Source organism: Acinetobacter sp. SwsAc2, from assembly GCF_013391465.1.
Lineage (GTDB): Bacteria > Pseudomonadota > Gammaproteobacteria > Pseudomonadales > Moraxellaceae > Acinetobacter > Acinetobacter johnsonii.
This window is the reverse complement of the sequence record NZ_JACBEZ010000028.1, coordinates 1-15,917: the sequence shown is the minus strand read 5'-3', so window position 1 is coordinate 15,917 and position 15,917 is coordinate 1. Positions and strand designations below refer to the sequence as shown.

Here is a 15,917-nt window from a genome sequence, read left to right as displayed (position 1 = left end):
CTAAACTCCCTTTTCTGTCGACTTACAGCACAATGCCTGGCGATAATTTTTCAGGTAGGCTTACCTGCTGACTTTCTAGTGATGCCATTGGCCATGCACAATAATCTGCGGCATAGAAGGCACTGGCACGGTGATTTCCTGATGCACCTACACCACCAAATGGCGCGGCACTTGAAGCGCCTGTTAATGGTTTGTTCCAGTTCACAATGCCTGCACGCGCTTCAATCAATAAACGATCAAATAGCTCACGGTCAGGTGAAACTAGACCCACCGACAAACCGAATCGAGTGCCATTCGCAAGTGCCAAAGCCTCATCAAAGTGGTCATAACGATAGATACAGCTCAATGGGCCAAAATATTCTTCATCTGGCACATCGCTGACATGGGTCACGTCTAAAAGACCCGGACTTAATAAACTACTGTTGGCATCTGCTTGAGTGACAGGTAATAACACCTGAGCACCTAAATCGATCAGGCGTTGTTGCGCTTGTAAAATTTGCTGTGCAGCATGCAATGAAATCACACCACCCATAAACGGTTGTGGCTGAGCATCCCACTGACCCACCACCAAGTTACGGCTGACTTCAACCAAACGTTGAATGAAGGCATCACCTACAGCACCATTTTTAATAATTAAACGGCGTGCACAAGTACAGCGCTGACCCGCTGAAATAAAGGCAGATTGGACGGTTAAGTTCACCACCGCATCAATATCGGTAATTTCATCGATAATTAATGCGTTGTTACCGCCCATTTCTAGAGCGAGAATTTTTTCTGGAGCACCAGCCAATTGTTTATGCAGGTGGTAACCCGTATTGGCACTGCCTGTGAACAACAAGCCATCAATTTCATGCGACTGCGCAAGTGCCTCACCTGTGCTACGACCACCTTGCACCAAGTTCAACACACCCGCAGGCAAGCCTGCTTCTTGCCATAATTTGACTGTTTCTTCCGCAGTCCACGGTGTCAATTCACTAGGTTTAAATACAAGGGTATTGCCCGCAATCAGCGCAGGGACAATGTGACCATTCGGTAAGTGACCTGGGAAGTTATACGGGCCGAATACAGCCAAAACACCATGCGGATGGTGACGTAAAGACGCTGCACCATCTGGCATTTGCGTCAAACTTTCACCTGTACGTTCGTGATAAGCACGTACTGAAATCGCCACTTTACCAATCATCGACTGAACTTCAGTCAACGTTTCCCAAATCGGTTTACTGGTTTCACGACTAATAATCGTTGCAAGCTGTTGTTTGTTTTGTTCTAACAAGCTGGCAAATTGTTGAATAATTTCAAGGCGCTCAGCTAAAGGACGACGTGCCCAAGTAGCAAATGCAGCACGTGCAGACTGACAAGCTTGTGCAACTTGCTCAGCTGTTGCTTCTGCACCATGCCAAATTGTTTCTTGCGTAACTGGATCGAGTTTGTCCCATGCTGCACCTTGCGCTGGAGACCATGTCCCGTTTATATATAAATTCCCTTGTGACATTATTTTTTCTCCATCTTATCTAAAGGCAGCATACGAATGCTTTGCCCTGCTTGCACACCAAGGGCATGCGCTTGTTCTACCGTTAAACTTAAACTGTCTGTCTCAGCCGCATGCTGAATTAAAATTGCGCGATAGTCTTGATAGCGATCATTCGCCACCAAATAACGCCCTGCACTTTCTGGTACGCTATCGACGATTTTGACAGTACAAGTGTGACTTTCTTTGACTGCACGCAGGCTACTGACTTCCGCTTCAAGCGTCGGGCCTGCATCAAAAATATCGACATAACCTTGGTAACACAGCCCTTCCGACTCCAACACACGAGAGGCAGGAACTGTCTGCGGATGTACCTGTGCAATCACTTGTTGCGCAGCCATCGGCAATAAGTCGATATACACAGGAAAACGTGGCATCAACTCTGCAATAAAGACTTTTTGCCCAATACCACTGAGATAATCCGCAGTCGAGAAATCCATATTGAAAAAGTGATGGCCTAAAGCATCCCAAAATGGTGAACGACCATTTTCATCCGAATAACCACGCATTTCTGCAATCAGCTTATTTTGAAAAGCCTGTTTGAAAGCTGCGATAAACAGAAAACGAATTTTCGACAGCAGTTTTCCATTTTGGTCTTTGCGATACTCTAGGTCCAAAAAAAGGGTGCAGAGTTCACTACAACCAGTATGGTCATTGCTTAAAAACAGCGTATTTAAAGTTTTATAAACATTCAGAGTTTGTGAGGCATGGACTTGTTTGCCCACATGGTAGTTATAAAAAGGTTCAGTTAAACCCACTGAAACTTCAATGGCACTCACACCCACCACACGTTGTAACAAGGTGTCTTCTAGGACAAATAAATAACCCTGCTCACTCGGTGTTGCCTGACCCGCTAAGGTCTTTTTCGTGCGTGCAATACGAGCCGATAAGATCTCTTTATTTTGGGGTAAAGAAGTCAGGCCAATGCCAGACTTCCCCGCCAGAATGTAGATATCATCTAAATCTCGATGCTCTGCATGTCTAACAATCATCATAACCAGTGGCCTATCACGCGCCAACAAAGCGCGCGAGCGCACGCTCAAAGCGTTGTAAACCTGCTTCGATATCTGCTTCTGGAATAATTAACGATGGCGTGAAACGAACGACATTTGGACCTGCAACCAGCGCCAATAAGCCTTCTTCGCCCGCTAAAGTCACGATGTCTTTGGCTTTGCCTGCATATTCAGTTTTTAGTACACAGCCAATTAATAAACCTTGACCGCGAATTTCTTCAAATAGGCCATAGCGTGCATTTAACTGGTTTAAACCATCGGCAAAAATTTGCGCACGTGTACGTACACCATTCAACACTTCTGGGGTATTGATCAAACCAAATACGGCATTGGCGACAGCAGACGCCAATGGGTTACCACCATAAGTCGTACCATGGTCACCCACCACAAACATGTTGGCAAACTTATCTGTTGTGATCATGGCACCAATTGGGAAACCGCCGCCGAGAGCTTTGGCTGTGGTTAAAATGTCTGGGGTTACATCAGTGTTCATATACGCATATAAAGCACCTGTACGACCAACACCTGTTTGCACTTCATCAAAAATCAGTACCGCACCATGTTGGTCACACAGCTCACGTAAGCCTTTTAAAAATTCAGGGCTTGCCGTAATGACACCACCCTCACCTTGAATCGGCTCAACAATCACCGCACACGTGTCTGCATCAATCGCTTCACGTACTGCGTCTAAATCATTGAATGGTAAGTGGCGAATACCTTCTGGAAGCGGTGCAAAATCTTGTGAATATTTCGGTTGACCACCTGCCGTAACCGTAAATAAAGTACGACCGTGGAAAGCATTTTTAAATGCAATAATTTTATTTTTGCGTGCAGAGCCTGAAAGTAGGCCCACTTTGCGCGCAAGTTTCAAAGCCGCTTCATTGGCTTCTGCACCAGAGTTACAGAAGAACACTTTATCTGCAAAGGTGTTATCAACTAATTGTTTTGCAAGTGCAAGTACGGGTTCATTGGTATAACCATTGCCAATGTGCCAAAGCTTTTGACCTTGTTCGACTAAAGCTTTAACTGCCACAGGGTGAGCATGTCCAAGCGCATTGACCGCAATACCGCCTGCAAAATCGATATATTCCTTACCTTGCTGATCCCATAAACGAGAACCTTCGCCACGCACAGGAATAAACTGAGCGGGTGCAAAAACTGGCACCATGTACTGATTAAAATCTTGGCGATTTGGTTGACTATTCTGGTTCATGGTTTGTTCGTCCTTAATAAATCTGATGTTGTTCTTTCTAATAATGTGGTGTGCCCCGAAGGGCACGGAACTCCCCCCTTAACCTGGGAAAATTCCTCGTTCTTTACGTGCTTTTAAGATACGTTTACACGCCAAGATGTATGCTGCTGTACGTAGGCTGCACTGCTTTTCGCTTGCAGTGAACCAAACGTCTTCAACCGCTGACATCATGAGTTTGTCTAAACGTTGGTTAATTTCTTCTTCTGTCCAGAAGTAGCTCGCCATGTCTTGAACCCATTCGAAGTAACTCACGGTTACACCGCCTGCGTTACACAGTACGTCAGGTACAATCGTAATTTTACGTTCTAACAGAATGTCTTCTGCGTCTGGATACGTTGGACCATTCGCACCTTCCAAGACTAATTTTGCAGTCAATTTTTGCGCACGTTCAGGCGTAATCTGACCTTCTAAAGCCGCTGGAATTAAAATATCCATTTCAACTGACCAGAACGCTTCGTCTTCAATTAAAGTGGCATCAGGGAAGCCTGCTACACCTTTATGAATCGCAACATAGTCTTGTAACTGCTTAACGTCCATGCCTTCAGCATTAAAGATCGTGCCTGTATGGTCTTGTACACACACCACTTTCGCATTGGCTTTATGGAATAAGTAACCCGCTTCGCTACCCACGTTACCGAAACCTTGGATTGCTACACGGCTGCCTTCAAGCGCGAGATTGATTTTCTTAGCAACTTCTAAACCAGTAACAAATACGCCACGACCTGTTGCACGCACACGGCCTAAAGAGCCACCCAAGTGCACAGGCTTACCGGTCACCACACCTGTTACGGTATGACCTTTGATACTTGAATAGGTATCCATCATCCAACCCATAATGTCTGCATTGGTGCCTACATCTGGCGCTGGAATATCGACTTGTGGGCCAATCACTAGGCTAATTTCGCTAGTAAAACGGCGAGTTAAGCGTTCAAGTTCACGTGGAGACAATTTGCGAGGGTCTACACGAACACCACCTTTAGCGCCGCCATACGGTAAATTTAATACCGCAGTTTTAATCGTCATCCACGCTGAGAGTGCCATGACTTCATTGAGTTCTACGTCTGGATGATAACGAATACCACCTTTACCCGGTCCACGCGACAAATTGTGCTGTACACGATAACCTTCGAAGTGCTGGATCGAACCATCGTCCATCACGATTGGTACATCAACAATCAAAGCGCGCTTAGGACGCTTTAAAGTATCGATGAATGGAATTAAGTCGTCTTCCAGATATGGCGCAACACGGTTAATCTGTGCAAGATAGGTCTGCCAAGCGCCACTATTGTCCATTTCATATGACAAAGACATGATGTTTCCCTTTGAAAATTTGGTGAATCAAATCCATTAAATAGATATGAGACATTACCCGTAGAACACATCGCCTCAGCTCGATGTAACGTTCATGTGAATACTGCTCAATATGCATAGTATGAAAAATCAAACTGCGCAAAAAAAGTTGTAATTTTGATTAAAATGAAATAAATTTCATCAAATTGATAACAGGAAAAATCAAAATGAATGATACGGACAGTCAAATCCTCGGCTTACTGCAAGACAATGCGCGTATCTCGATTACCGAGATTGCCAACAAGCTTCGTATCTCTCGAAATACGGTACAAAAGCGTATTGAATATTTGGAAACCAGTGGCGTCATTACAGGCTATACAGTGCGGATTAAACCGGGGACTGAGAAAAATAGTATCCGTGCTTGGATGAATATTATGGTCGAAGGCACCAAGACCAGTGCGGTGGTCAAAGAGCTCCGAATCGACCCTGCCGTGCATACCTTGCATAGCACCAATGGTAAGTGGGATCTGTTGGTAGAATTGAAGTCTGACAGTTTAGAAAACTTTGACCGAATTTTAGAACGAATTCGAAATATTTCAGGAATTTACAATACTGAAACCAGCATTTTACTGTCAACCTATAAAGTTTAAAGTCGATAAAGACAATCTGGAAAATTTATACTTCTCTCTAACCTGCTTCCTTTAAAAGCGAAAAGACACTGTAAATTAGATCCTGAACTGAAACTCTACAACCAAGAGATCAACAAAAGAAGAATTGGGATTGAACATGTATTTGGCAGCCTAAAAACGTTCAAAATCCTTGCAGAACGCTATCGAAATAGAGGTAAAAGACTAGGTTTGAGATTCAATTTAATTGCTGGAATCTATAATCTAGAATTGAGTAAAAAATGATTTATGAAAGAGGTTCATAATTCACCTATTTTGCTTTTTGAATTTTATCAATATAAAAATCAATATCTTTTTCTTTATAGCCTAAAAGATGCCCGATTTCTCGTTCTAAATCTATATTTATTTTTGTGATATTTAATTGTTTATTAATTAATTCTAATAATCTATAAGCATTATCTTTTTCATTATGTATATAAAAAATATATACATCAATCTCTAAGTCTTTCAGTCTAGATTTAATCTTACTAAAAATTAAATTTATCTCACCATTACCACAAGGTTCTCTGAATTCTTCTGGAAAAAAATCAAATAATGCAATTTTTTTTTGATTTACTTTCATTAACTCAAGTTCTATTTCTTCGTGTGGTCCAAGTTTAGGATTGCTAGTCATATATTTGTCTCTAGAATAAAAGATAGGAGTAAGACTTAAACTCCTATCTTTGTTAAATTACTATTGTAGCTTAACGTAACAATGCTGACAGTAGTATGGTGAGGCAGAGTTTTCCTAAGTTGCTAAAATTTAGGTTACAACTTGGGTATGAGATCTGCCTAATTCTGTAAATTTATTTAATACGGCTACGCATGCATGGATATCATTCACTTGGCTGTCAAAATTCCTAGCACTGAGTTTATCGCCTAATAACTTGATGCAATGCATCTTAGTTTCAACCAAACTTCGCCGATGGTAACCTGACCATTTTTTCCATATTATTCTTCCTAAATGCTTAACTGTTCGAAGTAATTCATTTCGCTCTCGCGAATGAACTTTTGTATCTTTCCAAGGTCTCGCATTTTTCCTAGGTGGAATCACTGCATGCGCTTGCCGATCTGCAATGACCTGACGGCATTGTTTTGTGTCATAAGCCCCATCTGTATAGACTGAATCAATCTGTTCATCCAATGGGATTTGATTTAGTAAATCACCAAGGACTTGCGAATCACTCACATTGTTGGTCGTGAGTTGAACTGATCGTATTTGTAGGGTTTCAGCATCTATACCAATATGAAGTTTTCGCCATTGGCGACGATATTCAGGCTGATGTTTCTTGCGTTTCCATTCACCTTCACCTAAAAACTTTAAACCAGTAGAGTCGACAAGTAGATGTAGTCCATCACTACTTTTTTGATAGCCAATTACAAGATCAATATGCTTTTGTCTTCTGCAAATGGTGGAATAATCTGGCGCTGTCCAATCTAAACCACAAAGCTTAATGAGGCTTTCCACAAAGCCAGTGACCATACGTAAAGAGAGTCGAAATAAGAATTTAATCATTAAACAGCATTGGATGGCTGTATCTGAATAAGTTTGATTTCGACCATGTTTACCTTTGGGTTGAGCGTACCATTGAGTCTTGGGATCAAACCAAATCGAAATGTTTCCTCGATTAATTAAGGCTTGATTGTATTTGGACCAGTTGATTGTACGGTAGATATTAGGTGCAGGCTTCTTCATTCGGAAATTATATTGCTGAATTAGACCTTACGAACAGCTTTGTGCAACAAAGCCCATCTTCACTGAAGAGTATTTTATTGAAAAATATAAGAATGAAAATAAAATTATTTATATTTTTTACATTTCCTATATTTATTTTAATATTTTATTCCTATATTTGTTATGCTTTAACAATAATTTAAAAACAGAAATTTAATTTTATCAGGTTAATTATACATTATATTTACAATCCTCATGATCAAACCAATTTTTGAATCACACAATAGTCTAAAATGAATCCCCCTCCTCCAATAATACACCCATAAAAAATCAGCCATGAATGGGCAAGGCTGATTTTTAAACTGATGGTTTCTGGACTGACTTAAACAGATAAGTCCACGCACAAATATTTCATTTCAAGATATTCGTCGATACCAAATTTAGAGCCTTCACGACCTAAGCCAGACTGCTTCACACCACCAAAGGGAGCCACTTCATTTGAAATCGCACCCGTGTTGATGCCGACCATACCGTACTCAAGCGCTTCACCAACACGCCACTGACGTGCGGTATTTTGCGTAAATAGGTAAGTTGCCAAACCAAACTCAGTGTCATTGGCCATTTGTACTGCTTCTTCTTCCGTTTTAAAACGGAATAAGGGTGCTAATGGACCAAAGGTTTCTTCTTTTGCCACTTTCATCTCTTGTGTCACTTCGGTTAAAAGTGTCGGTTCAAAGAAAGTTCCACCTAGGCTTGAGCGTTGACCCCCGGTTTTAACCTGCGCACCTTTGCTAATGGCATCGGCAATATGCGACTGTACTTTTTCAATCGCAGCTTCATCGATCAGCGGCCCTTGGGTTGAAGTCTCAACTCGGCCATCACCCACTTTTAAGTTCGCGACAGCAACTGCCAGTTTTTCAACCAAGGCATCGTAAATACCGTCTTGTACATAAATACGGTTGGCACATACACAGGTCTGTCCGCTATTGCGGAACTTGCTGGCCATAATGCCTTGTACAGCTTGCTCAAGATTGGCATCATCAAACACCAAAACAGGTGCATTACCGCCTAATTCTAAAGACAGTTTTTTGATGGTTGGCGCACATTGTTGCATCAAGATACGACCAACTTGAGTTGAACCTGTGAAGCTCAACTTTTTCACCGTGTCGCTTTCACACAGTGTTTTACCCACTTCGCTTGAATCACCACTGATGTGTAATAATACGTCTTGTGGCAAACCCGCTCGTATTGCTAACACTTCTAAAGCATAAGCCGTTAAAGGCGTTTGCTCAGCAGGTTTCACAATCATCGAGCACCCTGCTGCAATTGCAGGTGCGACCTTACGTGTGATCATTGCTGCGGGGAAGTTCCACGGCGTAATTGCGGCCGTAACACCAATCGCCTGTTTGATCACCAACAAACGTTGGTTCGGCAGTGTTGGTGTTAAAACTTCACCATCGATACGGCGCGCTTGTTCTGCAAACCAACGAATAAATGAAGCCGCATAGCCAATTTCACCACGTGCTTCAGCTAACGGCTTGCCTTGTTCTGCAGTCAAAATCTGAGCCAATGACTCTTTATTTTCCTGCATCAAATCAAACCAAGCCCAAAGCACATCAGCACGTTGTAGAGCTGTTTGCGCTTTCCACGCAGTTTGTGCCTTTTGAGAACGAGCAATCACTTGCTCAACTGACGCTCGGTCATGGGATTTCACCCATGCCAAGGTGTCATGTGTTGCCGCATCTTTGACTTCGATGTAACCGCCATTTTCAGGCACATCAAAACAAATATCTGGATGCTGTAATAAATCTTTATATTGCGCTTGAAGCATAGTCATTACTCTTCAATTATGCTGCAGCAGAAAGTGCAAAACCTTGTTTTAAAATGTTTAAGCCAGCACGGAATTGTTCTGCAGGAATCGTTAAAGGATATAAGAAACGGATCACATTACCATAACGACCACAGGTCAAAATAAGCAAGCCATTTTGCATTGCATAGTTTTGAATTGCTTTCGCTTGATCCGCCGTTTCCAACTCAATCGCGACCATTGAACCCAACGCACGAATTTCTTGGACTGTAGACGAAGACTGTTTGAGTTCATTCAGAACTTCAACCAACTCTGCGCCCAATACATTTGCACGTTCGCAAAGACCTTCTTCTTCAATCACGTCTAGTACGGCATGTGCAGAAGCCACAGCCACTGGGTTACCTGCATAAGTCCCACCTAGACCACCTGGGTTTGGAGCATCCATCACTTCAGCACGACCAACTACACCAGAGATTGGGAAACCACCACCAAGACTTTTCGCCATCGTGATTAAATCCGCTTTGGTCTCATAGTGATCCATGGCAAATAACTTACCAGTACGTGCAAAACCTGTCTGTACTTCATCTGCAATAATCAAAATACCGTGTTGATCACATAGCGCACGTAAACGTTTTAAGAATTCAGCAGGAACCACGTTGAAACCGCCTTCACCTTGAACAGGTTCAAGCACAATAGCGGCAACATCATGTGCCGCAATATCTTCTGCAAAAATATCTTCAATGCTTTCAATCGCAGCATCGACAGTAATGCCTTTTGACTCTACTGGATAGCGCGCATGGAAAACACCTGAAGGCATCACACCAAAGTCACGTTTGTACGGTGCAGTTTTACCCGTCATTGCCATGGTCATAAATGAACGACCGTGGAAACCATTACCAAAAGTCACAATACCGTGACGACCTGTGTAAGAACGTGCAATTTTCACTGCATTTTCTACAGCTTCAGCACCAGTAGAGAAAAATGTTGTTTTCGCTTCACCCGCAATTGGCGCACGTGCATTAATACGTTCAGCCAAAGAAACATAAATTTCGTACGGTACAACTTGGTACGCTGTATGGGTGAATTTAGTCAATTGTTCAGTAACAGCAGCAATAATTTTAGGATGACGGTGACCTGTGTTCAGTACCGCAATACCACCCGCGAAGTCAGTATATTGATTCCCTTCAGCATCCCAAATGGTGGAATTTTCTGCTTTCTCCGCATACCATTGACACATGACACCAACGCCACGAGGAGTCGCTTTTAGTTTACGTGCGTTCAGTGCAGAGTGTTTACTGTCCATTTTGTATCCTCATTCTTGATTCATACATTTATAAAATTTCAGCGTCCCGATCATGCTTTTTGCTGATATACAAAGGACGTGGGGTTTATTGCATTTTGCGCTTTTATTGGCACTAGACGAGAGCCACTTTTCATCAGACAGATGGAGCCAATTTACCCTATCCCTTTATAGTTATTTTCCACCTGAAATATTTATTTTATAAAAATAAAAAACTTAAAAAATATCAATTAAAAAAGACATACTTATTTAAGAGAGCCATTACGGTATTCAATCGAATCACCAAAAATGATAAAGAAACCCAAAACTCAGCAGATGACTAGGCTAACCTAGAAACCATTTATGTCCTTCTTTAGGCTTTTCTAATTGTATTTTCAAGCCGTTGTATTCGATTATGTAAATCATCTAAAAAAACTTTTGCTTTGGATGCGACTTGTGTATATTTCCAGCCCCTTAGTCGCGGGCATTTGCTCCCAACGTCTACAAGCGAAATGCTTTACAACGGCTGCCTGACGAGATAATTTTGCATTTATGGTAATCGCTCACGAAAAGCCATTTTAATATTGTAGGAGAGAGCCAATTGCGTAGCTTGCTTGGAGATTATTTACTGCAACGATTACAGCAAGATATTGACGGAACCCTACAATTGCGGTTGTTTCGCTGCTTACGCAACGCCATTATTGACAGTGTGCTCGCACCCAAAACTCGCCTACCTGCATCGCGTGACTTAGCCAAAGAAATTAAAGTCTCACGCAATACCGTACTCAGTGCGTACGAACAATTACAAGCGCAAGGCTATGTTCAAGCACGTACAGGCCAAGGCACGTGGGTCGCTGAAAAACTGCCTGAATCCTTTTTGGTCAAAGCTGAAAATACCAATAGCCAAACTCAAGAAAAAAAGACCCAGCAAAATTATAATTTGTCGCAACGAGGTTCCTATCTCATCGGCTATTCGGCTGCATCACCTTACCAATGGGGCGCGTTTGTGCCCGGTGCACCCGATGTCACAGAGTTTCCGCACCATATTTTTAGCCGTATTCAAACCCGCCTCAGCCGTGAACCTGAAATTAATAGTCTCATTTATAGCAATGCGGGCGGTTGTTTAGAGCTGCGCCAAGAACTAGCGGAATACCTCAAAATTGCGCGTTCGGTACAATGCGATGCAGACCAAATCATTATTACTGAAGGGACACATCAGGCGATCGATTTGGTTTCACGGACCTTAAGTGACCCAGGCGATGAAGTTTGGATTGAAGATCCTGCTTATTGGGGGGCACGTAATATTTTACGTATTAATGGCGTGAATCTCCGCTCCTTGCCTGTCGATCAAGAAGGTATTATCCCTGACCTAGACCCGAAAACCCCGCCTAAACTGATTTTTGTGACGCCTTCACATCAGTACCCTTTAGGCTCTCACTTAAGTTTAGAACGTCGTAAACAACTGATTGCCATCGCGCGCCAGCATAAAAGTTGGATTGTGGAAGATGACTATGACAGTGAGTTCCGCTTCTCGGGTCAGCCCTTCCCTTCTTTGCAAGGTTTGGAACCTGATGCACCTGTCATTTATATGGGAACCTTCAGTAAAACCATCTACCCTGCTTTGCGCATTGGCTATTTGGTGGTCCCTAAAAAGTTGTTTTCACCACTGCGTATTGTGGCATCGGAACTATATCGGGGCGGGCATTTACTGGATCAAAAAGTCTTGGCAGAGTTTATCCGTGAGGGCCATTATGAAGCACATATTCGTCGTATGCGTTTACTCTATAGCAAGCGTCACGCCTTTTTAATCGACCTGATTACACGTCATCTTGGGGCAGATTTCCTGCATGAATACAATACCGCTGCTGGTTTACATTTGATTTTAAAGCTGCCGAGCAACATGGATGATGTGTTAATTGCCAGCAATGCACTTGATCAAGGCGTAAAAGTTCGAGCACTGTCACAATACTATACCAAGCATTATTCAACACGGCAGAAAGGACTACTATTGGGCTTTGCCTGTGTCCGTGAACAAGAAATATTGGTGGCTTTTGGTGTGTTACTCAAATGTCTACGAAATGCAGGAGTTCGTACGCTGAGTTGATTATTTTTATAAATTAGATACTTAAGTTTTTTTACAACCCTTCGACTTACGACTAAAGCCGCAGTTACAAAGCTGAGTTTTGCTGCTTCATTCTATAAATTATTGAGATGAGAGTAAACATTGGCTCCCCAGCTTTTCATATTTTAGCTGCAATTGGCTCCTTCCAAATGCTAAAAAATGGCTCTCGTTTACTGAGAACAAAAAAGAGAGATTAGGTGCATACATAAACAACATGTAACCGTTTTGTAGCCAAAGTGTGATTTTTCACGCTTTGACACGAATATCAGATTTATTCATTTTTGCCTTAATAATGATAAAGCCTCTGATCATTCGGTTACAGTTTTAAAGGATAAGTAGTCCGAAAAAGGCTTTGCCCATTTTGAAACTACTTCCTTAAGATTAAGGAAAATTATATGGAAGCACCTAAACAAAGCGCTGTGCCGGATGCATCTCAAGGCTTAAAAAATGGACTTAAGTCGCGTCATCTCACCATGATCTCGATTGCGGGTGTCATTGGTGGTTCACTGTTCATCGGCTCGGGAAATGTTATCTATTCGGCAGGCCCTGCTGCAGTTTTGGCCTATGCGTTTGGTGGATTACTCATTCTGTTAATCATGCGTATGCTGGGTGAAATGGCTGTTCTCAATCCAGACAGTGGGTCATTTTCAACCTATGCTGATCGTGCCATTGGTCGTTGGGCTGGTTTTACCATTGGCTGGCTGTATTGGTGTTCTTGGGCTTTGCTGATGGGTTGGGAAGCCTATGTCGCAGGTAAAATTCTCAATAGCTGGTTTCCCTTTATCCCAATCTGGGGGTACATGCTGGTCGTAATTGTATCCTTAGTTTTGGTTAACTTACAAAATGTCAAAAACTATGGTGAATTTGAATTTTGGTTTGCACTCATCAAAGTAATTGCGATTGTGATTTTCTTAGTAATTGGTAGCTTGGCTATCATGCATTTATGGCCATGGGGTCAAGCAAGTGCATCAGGAATCACACATTTAACTGCGGACGGCTTCATGCCGAATGGTTTCTCAGCAGTCATCACCGCCTTACTCGGGGTTATGTTTGCCTACATCGGTGCTGAAATTGTTACGGTTGCGGCGGCAGAATCAGAAAATCCAGCCCGTGAAATCCGTAAAGCGTCTAACTCCGTGGTTTGGCGAATTATGTTGTTCTATGTCGGTTCAATGTTTATTACCGTATGCCTAATTCCACATAACAATCCACTGTTAAAAGATCCAACTTGGGGAACCTATAGTGTGACTTTGTCAGCACTTGGCATTCCAGAAGCAAAACACATTGTTAACTTTGTAGTCCTGACCTCGGTATGTAGCTGTTTTAACTCGGCACTTTATACCTGTTCACGGATGTTATTTTCACTGTCAAAACGTGGCGATGCACCGAAAAGCTTCGGTTCAATCAACCGTAATGGTAGTCCGTGGATGGGCGTTCTGGTCTCGTCATTATTTGCTCTGGTGGCAACGTACCTTACTGCAACTGAAAGTATGAATGTCTATGACATCTTCATGTTAGCAACAGGTACAGCAGCTCTGTATGTCTACCTGACCATTGCCTTCTCACAATTACGTATGCGTAAGAAATTAGAAGCTGAAGGACAAGTGATTGACTTTAAAATGTGGCTATTCCCTTGGCTCACTTATCTTGCCATCGTCTTTATCATTGGGGCGCTCATTACTATGCTTGTGGAAGGTACCTACTTTAAAGAAGTGACTTACACTAGTTTACTTGCCTTGTTTATAGTTGGATTAGGCATCTGTGCACAGAAGTTTAACTGGGGAAAGCATGCTCAAGATAAGCCGATGAACACTCAAGCCGATTTGAGCAATAACCTTTAATTTTAAAATAATGTGGTAATGATCTAAGGTCATACCAAGTTAAACCGATGGCTTTCAAGTGAGAGCCATCGGTTTTTTAATGATACGAAATGACTACTTAGATAAAAAAAGAAATCTTAATTAAGATCTTTAATCACCACATTTTTATGGTAAGCCTCGACAGGCTGCCCCACGATTACACGGTTCTTCAGTGCCCCTTCACGCCAACTTGAACGGTAAATGCCCATTTGGAAATAAGGCGACCACTTTTGATGGTAATTATTAACCCCACTAATGTTGGCTACTTCTTTTCCATTGTGTTTTACCACCACTTTCCCAGAAATCAGTTGATTGTTTGCATCAAGTTCTGACCATTGGATATCAAAATTCCAATCATTCCACTGGTTATATTCCACGGGCACATCTAAGACATAACGCTTCAAAAGTGTTTCTGGAACCGCCAATGGTGAACTCATTGGCTTCAACTCATACAAATGTAACTGCCATTCAGGTTTTAGACCTGAAAGCACCAAGGCTATTGGAGGATTCAAATCCTTTCCATTTAGGTTAAAACCATGCCACTGCGCCAATATTGTTCCATACTGAAAGGCTGGCCATGTTGAGGGAATATAATGAGAAAAAGAATAGTTGTAATGCCCCCAACCAAATTGCTTTCGTTGTATTTCCGCGCGATAACATTGACCATCATCAGGCACGACAAATTTGGCAACATTCTGCCCTGTACCAGCTGGATCTTTAACTATCGCGGCTGAACTACGATTTTCAAAGTGGAGAGCCATTGCATTCCACGTCGACAAATCATTGTTGTATTTGTCGACACGAATCGTCCCCGTCTCAAAGCCATCACGAAAAATGACCTTACCCTTTTCTTCTGTATTGTCGACCAATACATGATCCTCTTTAGGATCTGGTATCACATCTGATGGATTGACAACTTGTTGTGTATTTCTTGCAAAGACTTGTAGTTTGACCGTAGTGGTTTGACTGTCTTGTTGACCATCATTCACCATTAAACTCAGTTCATAATCTCCAGCACGGTCTGGAATAAAATGAAATGTTTTATCTGTACTGGCACCCAGACTGGGAAAGCTATTTTCTGGCTTTTTAACAACCGCCCAACGATAGCTCAATGTGGTCGTGCCATCATCGGTACTTTCAGAACCATCTAAAAGTATACTATCCCCGACCATTGCGCTGTCTTGCGTTGACTGAATTACGGCTACAGGCATTTCATTTTGAACACCTTTTACCGTTGCTGTTGTTGACTGCTGATCCTAACCGCCCCCGCAAGCACTCATCCCCAAAACTGTAACTAAAACTAGGGCTTGTTGAGAATTAACAAAGGCTACTGATTAATTTATAATAGTACTATGGATAGATACATACTTACTGATGCCCAATGGGCAAAAATGGAACCTTTTTGCCTAGGTAAAGTGACCGATCGA

General features: G+C 42.3%; 13 protein-coding genes. 4 read left to right on the top strand and 9 right to left on the bottom strand.

Going from position 1 to position 15,917, the window contains the following annotated elements; translation table 11 throughout:
• Nucleotides 1-22 precede the first annotated feature (22 nt).
• The 4 genes from astD to HYI04_RS12375 form a co-directional block, all read right to left on the bottom strand.
• Nucleotides 23-1,492 (bottom strand): succinylglutamate-semialdehyde dehydrogenase, encoded by a 1,470-nt coding sequence (gene astD, locus HYI04_RS12390; protein ID WP_159153146.1) that lies wholly within the window; start codon nt 1,490-1,492, stop codon nt 23-25.
• Complete coding sequence (gene astA, locus HYI04_RS12385; protein WP_159153145.1) at nt 1,492-2,523, bottom strand: arginine N-succinyltransferase; 1,032 nt, start codon at nt 2,521-2,523, stop codon at nt 1,492-1,494. The genes astD and astA overlap by 1 nt, the downstream gene beginning before the upstream one ends.
• 13 nt (nt 2,524-2,536) lie before the next feature.
• Nucleotides 2,537-3,754, bottom strand: a complete 1,218-nt coding sequence (locus HYI04_RS12380; RefSeq protein ID WP_159153144.1) for an aspartate aminotransferase family protein — start codon at nt 3,752-3,754, stop codon at nt 2,537-2,539.
• Nucleotides 3,755-3,832: 78 nt separating this feature from the next.
• Nucleotides 3,833-5,107, bottom strand: coding sequence for a Glu/Leu/Phe/Val dehydrogenase (locus HYI04_RS12375; protein WP_171253722.1), 1,275 nt, complete (start codon nt 5,105-5,107; stop codon nt 3,833-3,835).
• 203 nt (nt 5,108-5,310) lie between these two features.
• Between HYI04_RS12375 and HYI04_RS12370 the strand changes: the two genes are divergently transcribed.
• Together HYI04_RS12370 and HYI04_RS12365 are read left to right on the top strand one after the other, a co-directional pair.
• Nucleotides 5,311-5,733: an Lrp/AsnC family transcriptional regulator gene (locus tag HYI04_RS12370; RefSeq protein WP_004981435.1), complete on the top strand. Its 423-nt coding sequence runs from the start codon at nt 5,311-5,313 to the stop codon at nt 5,731-5,733.
• A 27-nt stretch (nt 5,734-5,760) separates the two neighbouring features.
• Nucleotides 5,761-5,994 (top strand): transposase family protein, encoded by a 234-nt coding sequence (locus HYI04_RS12365; protein WP_255210000.1) that lies wholly within the window; start codon nt 5,761-5,763, stop codon nt 5,992-5,994.
• A 25-nt stretch (nt 5,995-6,019) separates the two neighbouring features.
• Here HYI04_RS12365 and HYI04_RS12360 read toward each other — a convergent pair whose 3' ends face one another.
• The 4 genes from HYI04_RS12360 to gabT form a co-directional block, all read right to left on the bottom strand.
• A complete protein-coding gene (locus tag HYI04_RS12360) occupies nt 6,020-6,382 on the bottom strand; it encodes a hypothetical protein (protein ID WP_062035360.1) in 363 nt (120 codons plus the stop codon).
• Between the two features lie 129 nt (nt 6,383-6,511).
• Nucleotides 6,512-7,444 carry an IS5 family transposase gene (locus HYI04_RS12355; RefSeq protein WP_159153142.1) on the bottom strand — a complete coding sequence of 311 codons (933 nt, stop codon included), beginning with the start codon at nt 7,442-7,444 and terminating at the stop codon, nt 6,512-6,514.
• A gap of 361 nt (nt 7,445-7,805) precedes the next feature.
• Nucleotides 7,806-9,254, bottom strand: a complete 1,449-nt coding sequence (locus tag HYI04_RS12350) for an NAD-dependent succinate-semialdehyde dehydrogenase (protein WP_178896221.1) — start codon at nt 9,252-9,254, stop codon at nt 7,806-7,808.
• 16 nt (nt 9,255-9,270) lie between these two features.
• The gene (gabT, locus tag HYI04_RS12345; protein ID WP_004981443.1) at nt 9,271-10,533 is read right to left on the bottom strand and encodes a 4-aminobutyrate--2-oxoglutarate transaminase; all 1,263 of its coding nucleotides are present in this window, start codon (nt 10,531-10,533) and stop codon (nt 9,271-9,273) included.
• A gap of 577 nt (nt 10,534-11,110) precedes the next feature.
• On the opposite strand from gabT, the gene HYI04_RS12340 reads away from it, so the two are divergent.
• Together HYI04_RS12340 and HYI04_RS12335 are read left to right on the top strand one after the other, a co-directional pair.
• Entirely contained in the window at nt 11,111-12,613 is a 1,503-nt protein-coding gene (locus HYI04_RS12340) for a PLP-dependent aminotransferase family protein (RefSeq protein WP_159153140.1), read from the top strand.
• Nucleotides 12,614-13,026: 413 nt separating this feature from the next.
• On the top strand, nt 13,027-14,472 hold the full coding sequence (locus HYI04_RS12335) for an amino acid permease (protein WP_159153139.1): 1,446 nt from the start codon (nt 13,027-13,029) through the stop codon (nt 14,470-14,472).
• Nucleotides 14,473-14,588: 116 nt separating this feature from the next.
• Here HYI04_RS12335 and HYI04_RS12330 read toward each other — a convergent pair whose 3' ends face one another.
• Entirely contained in the window at nt 14,589-15,701 is a 1,113-nt protein-coding gene (locus HYI04_RS12330; protein WP_256732998.1) for a heparin lyase I family protein, read from the bottom strand.
• Nucleotides 15,702-15,917: the final 216 nt, after the last annotated feature.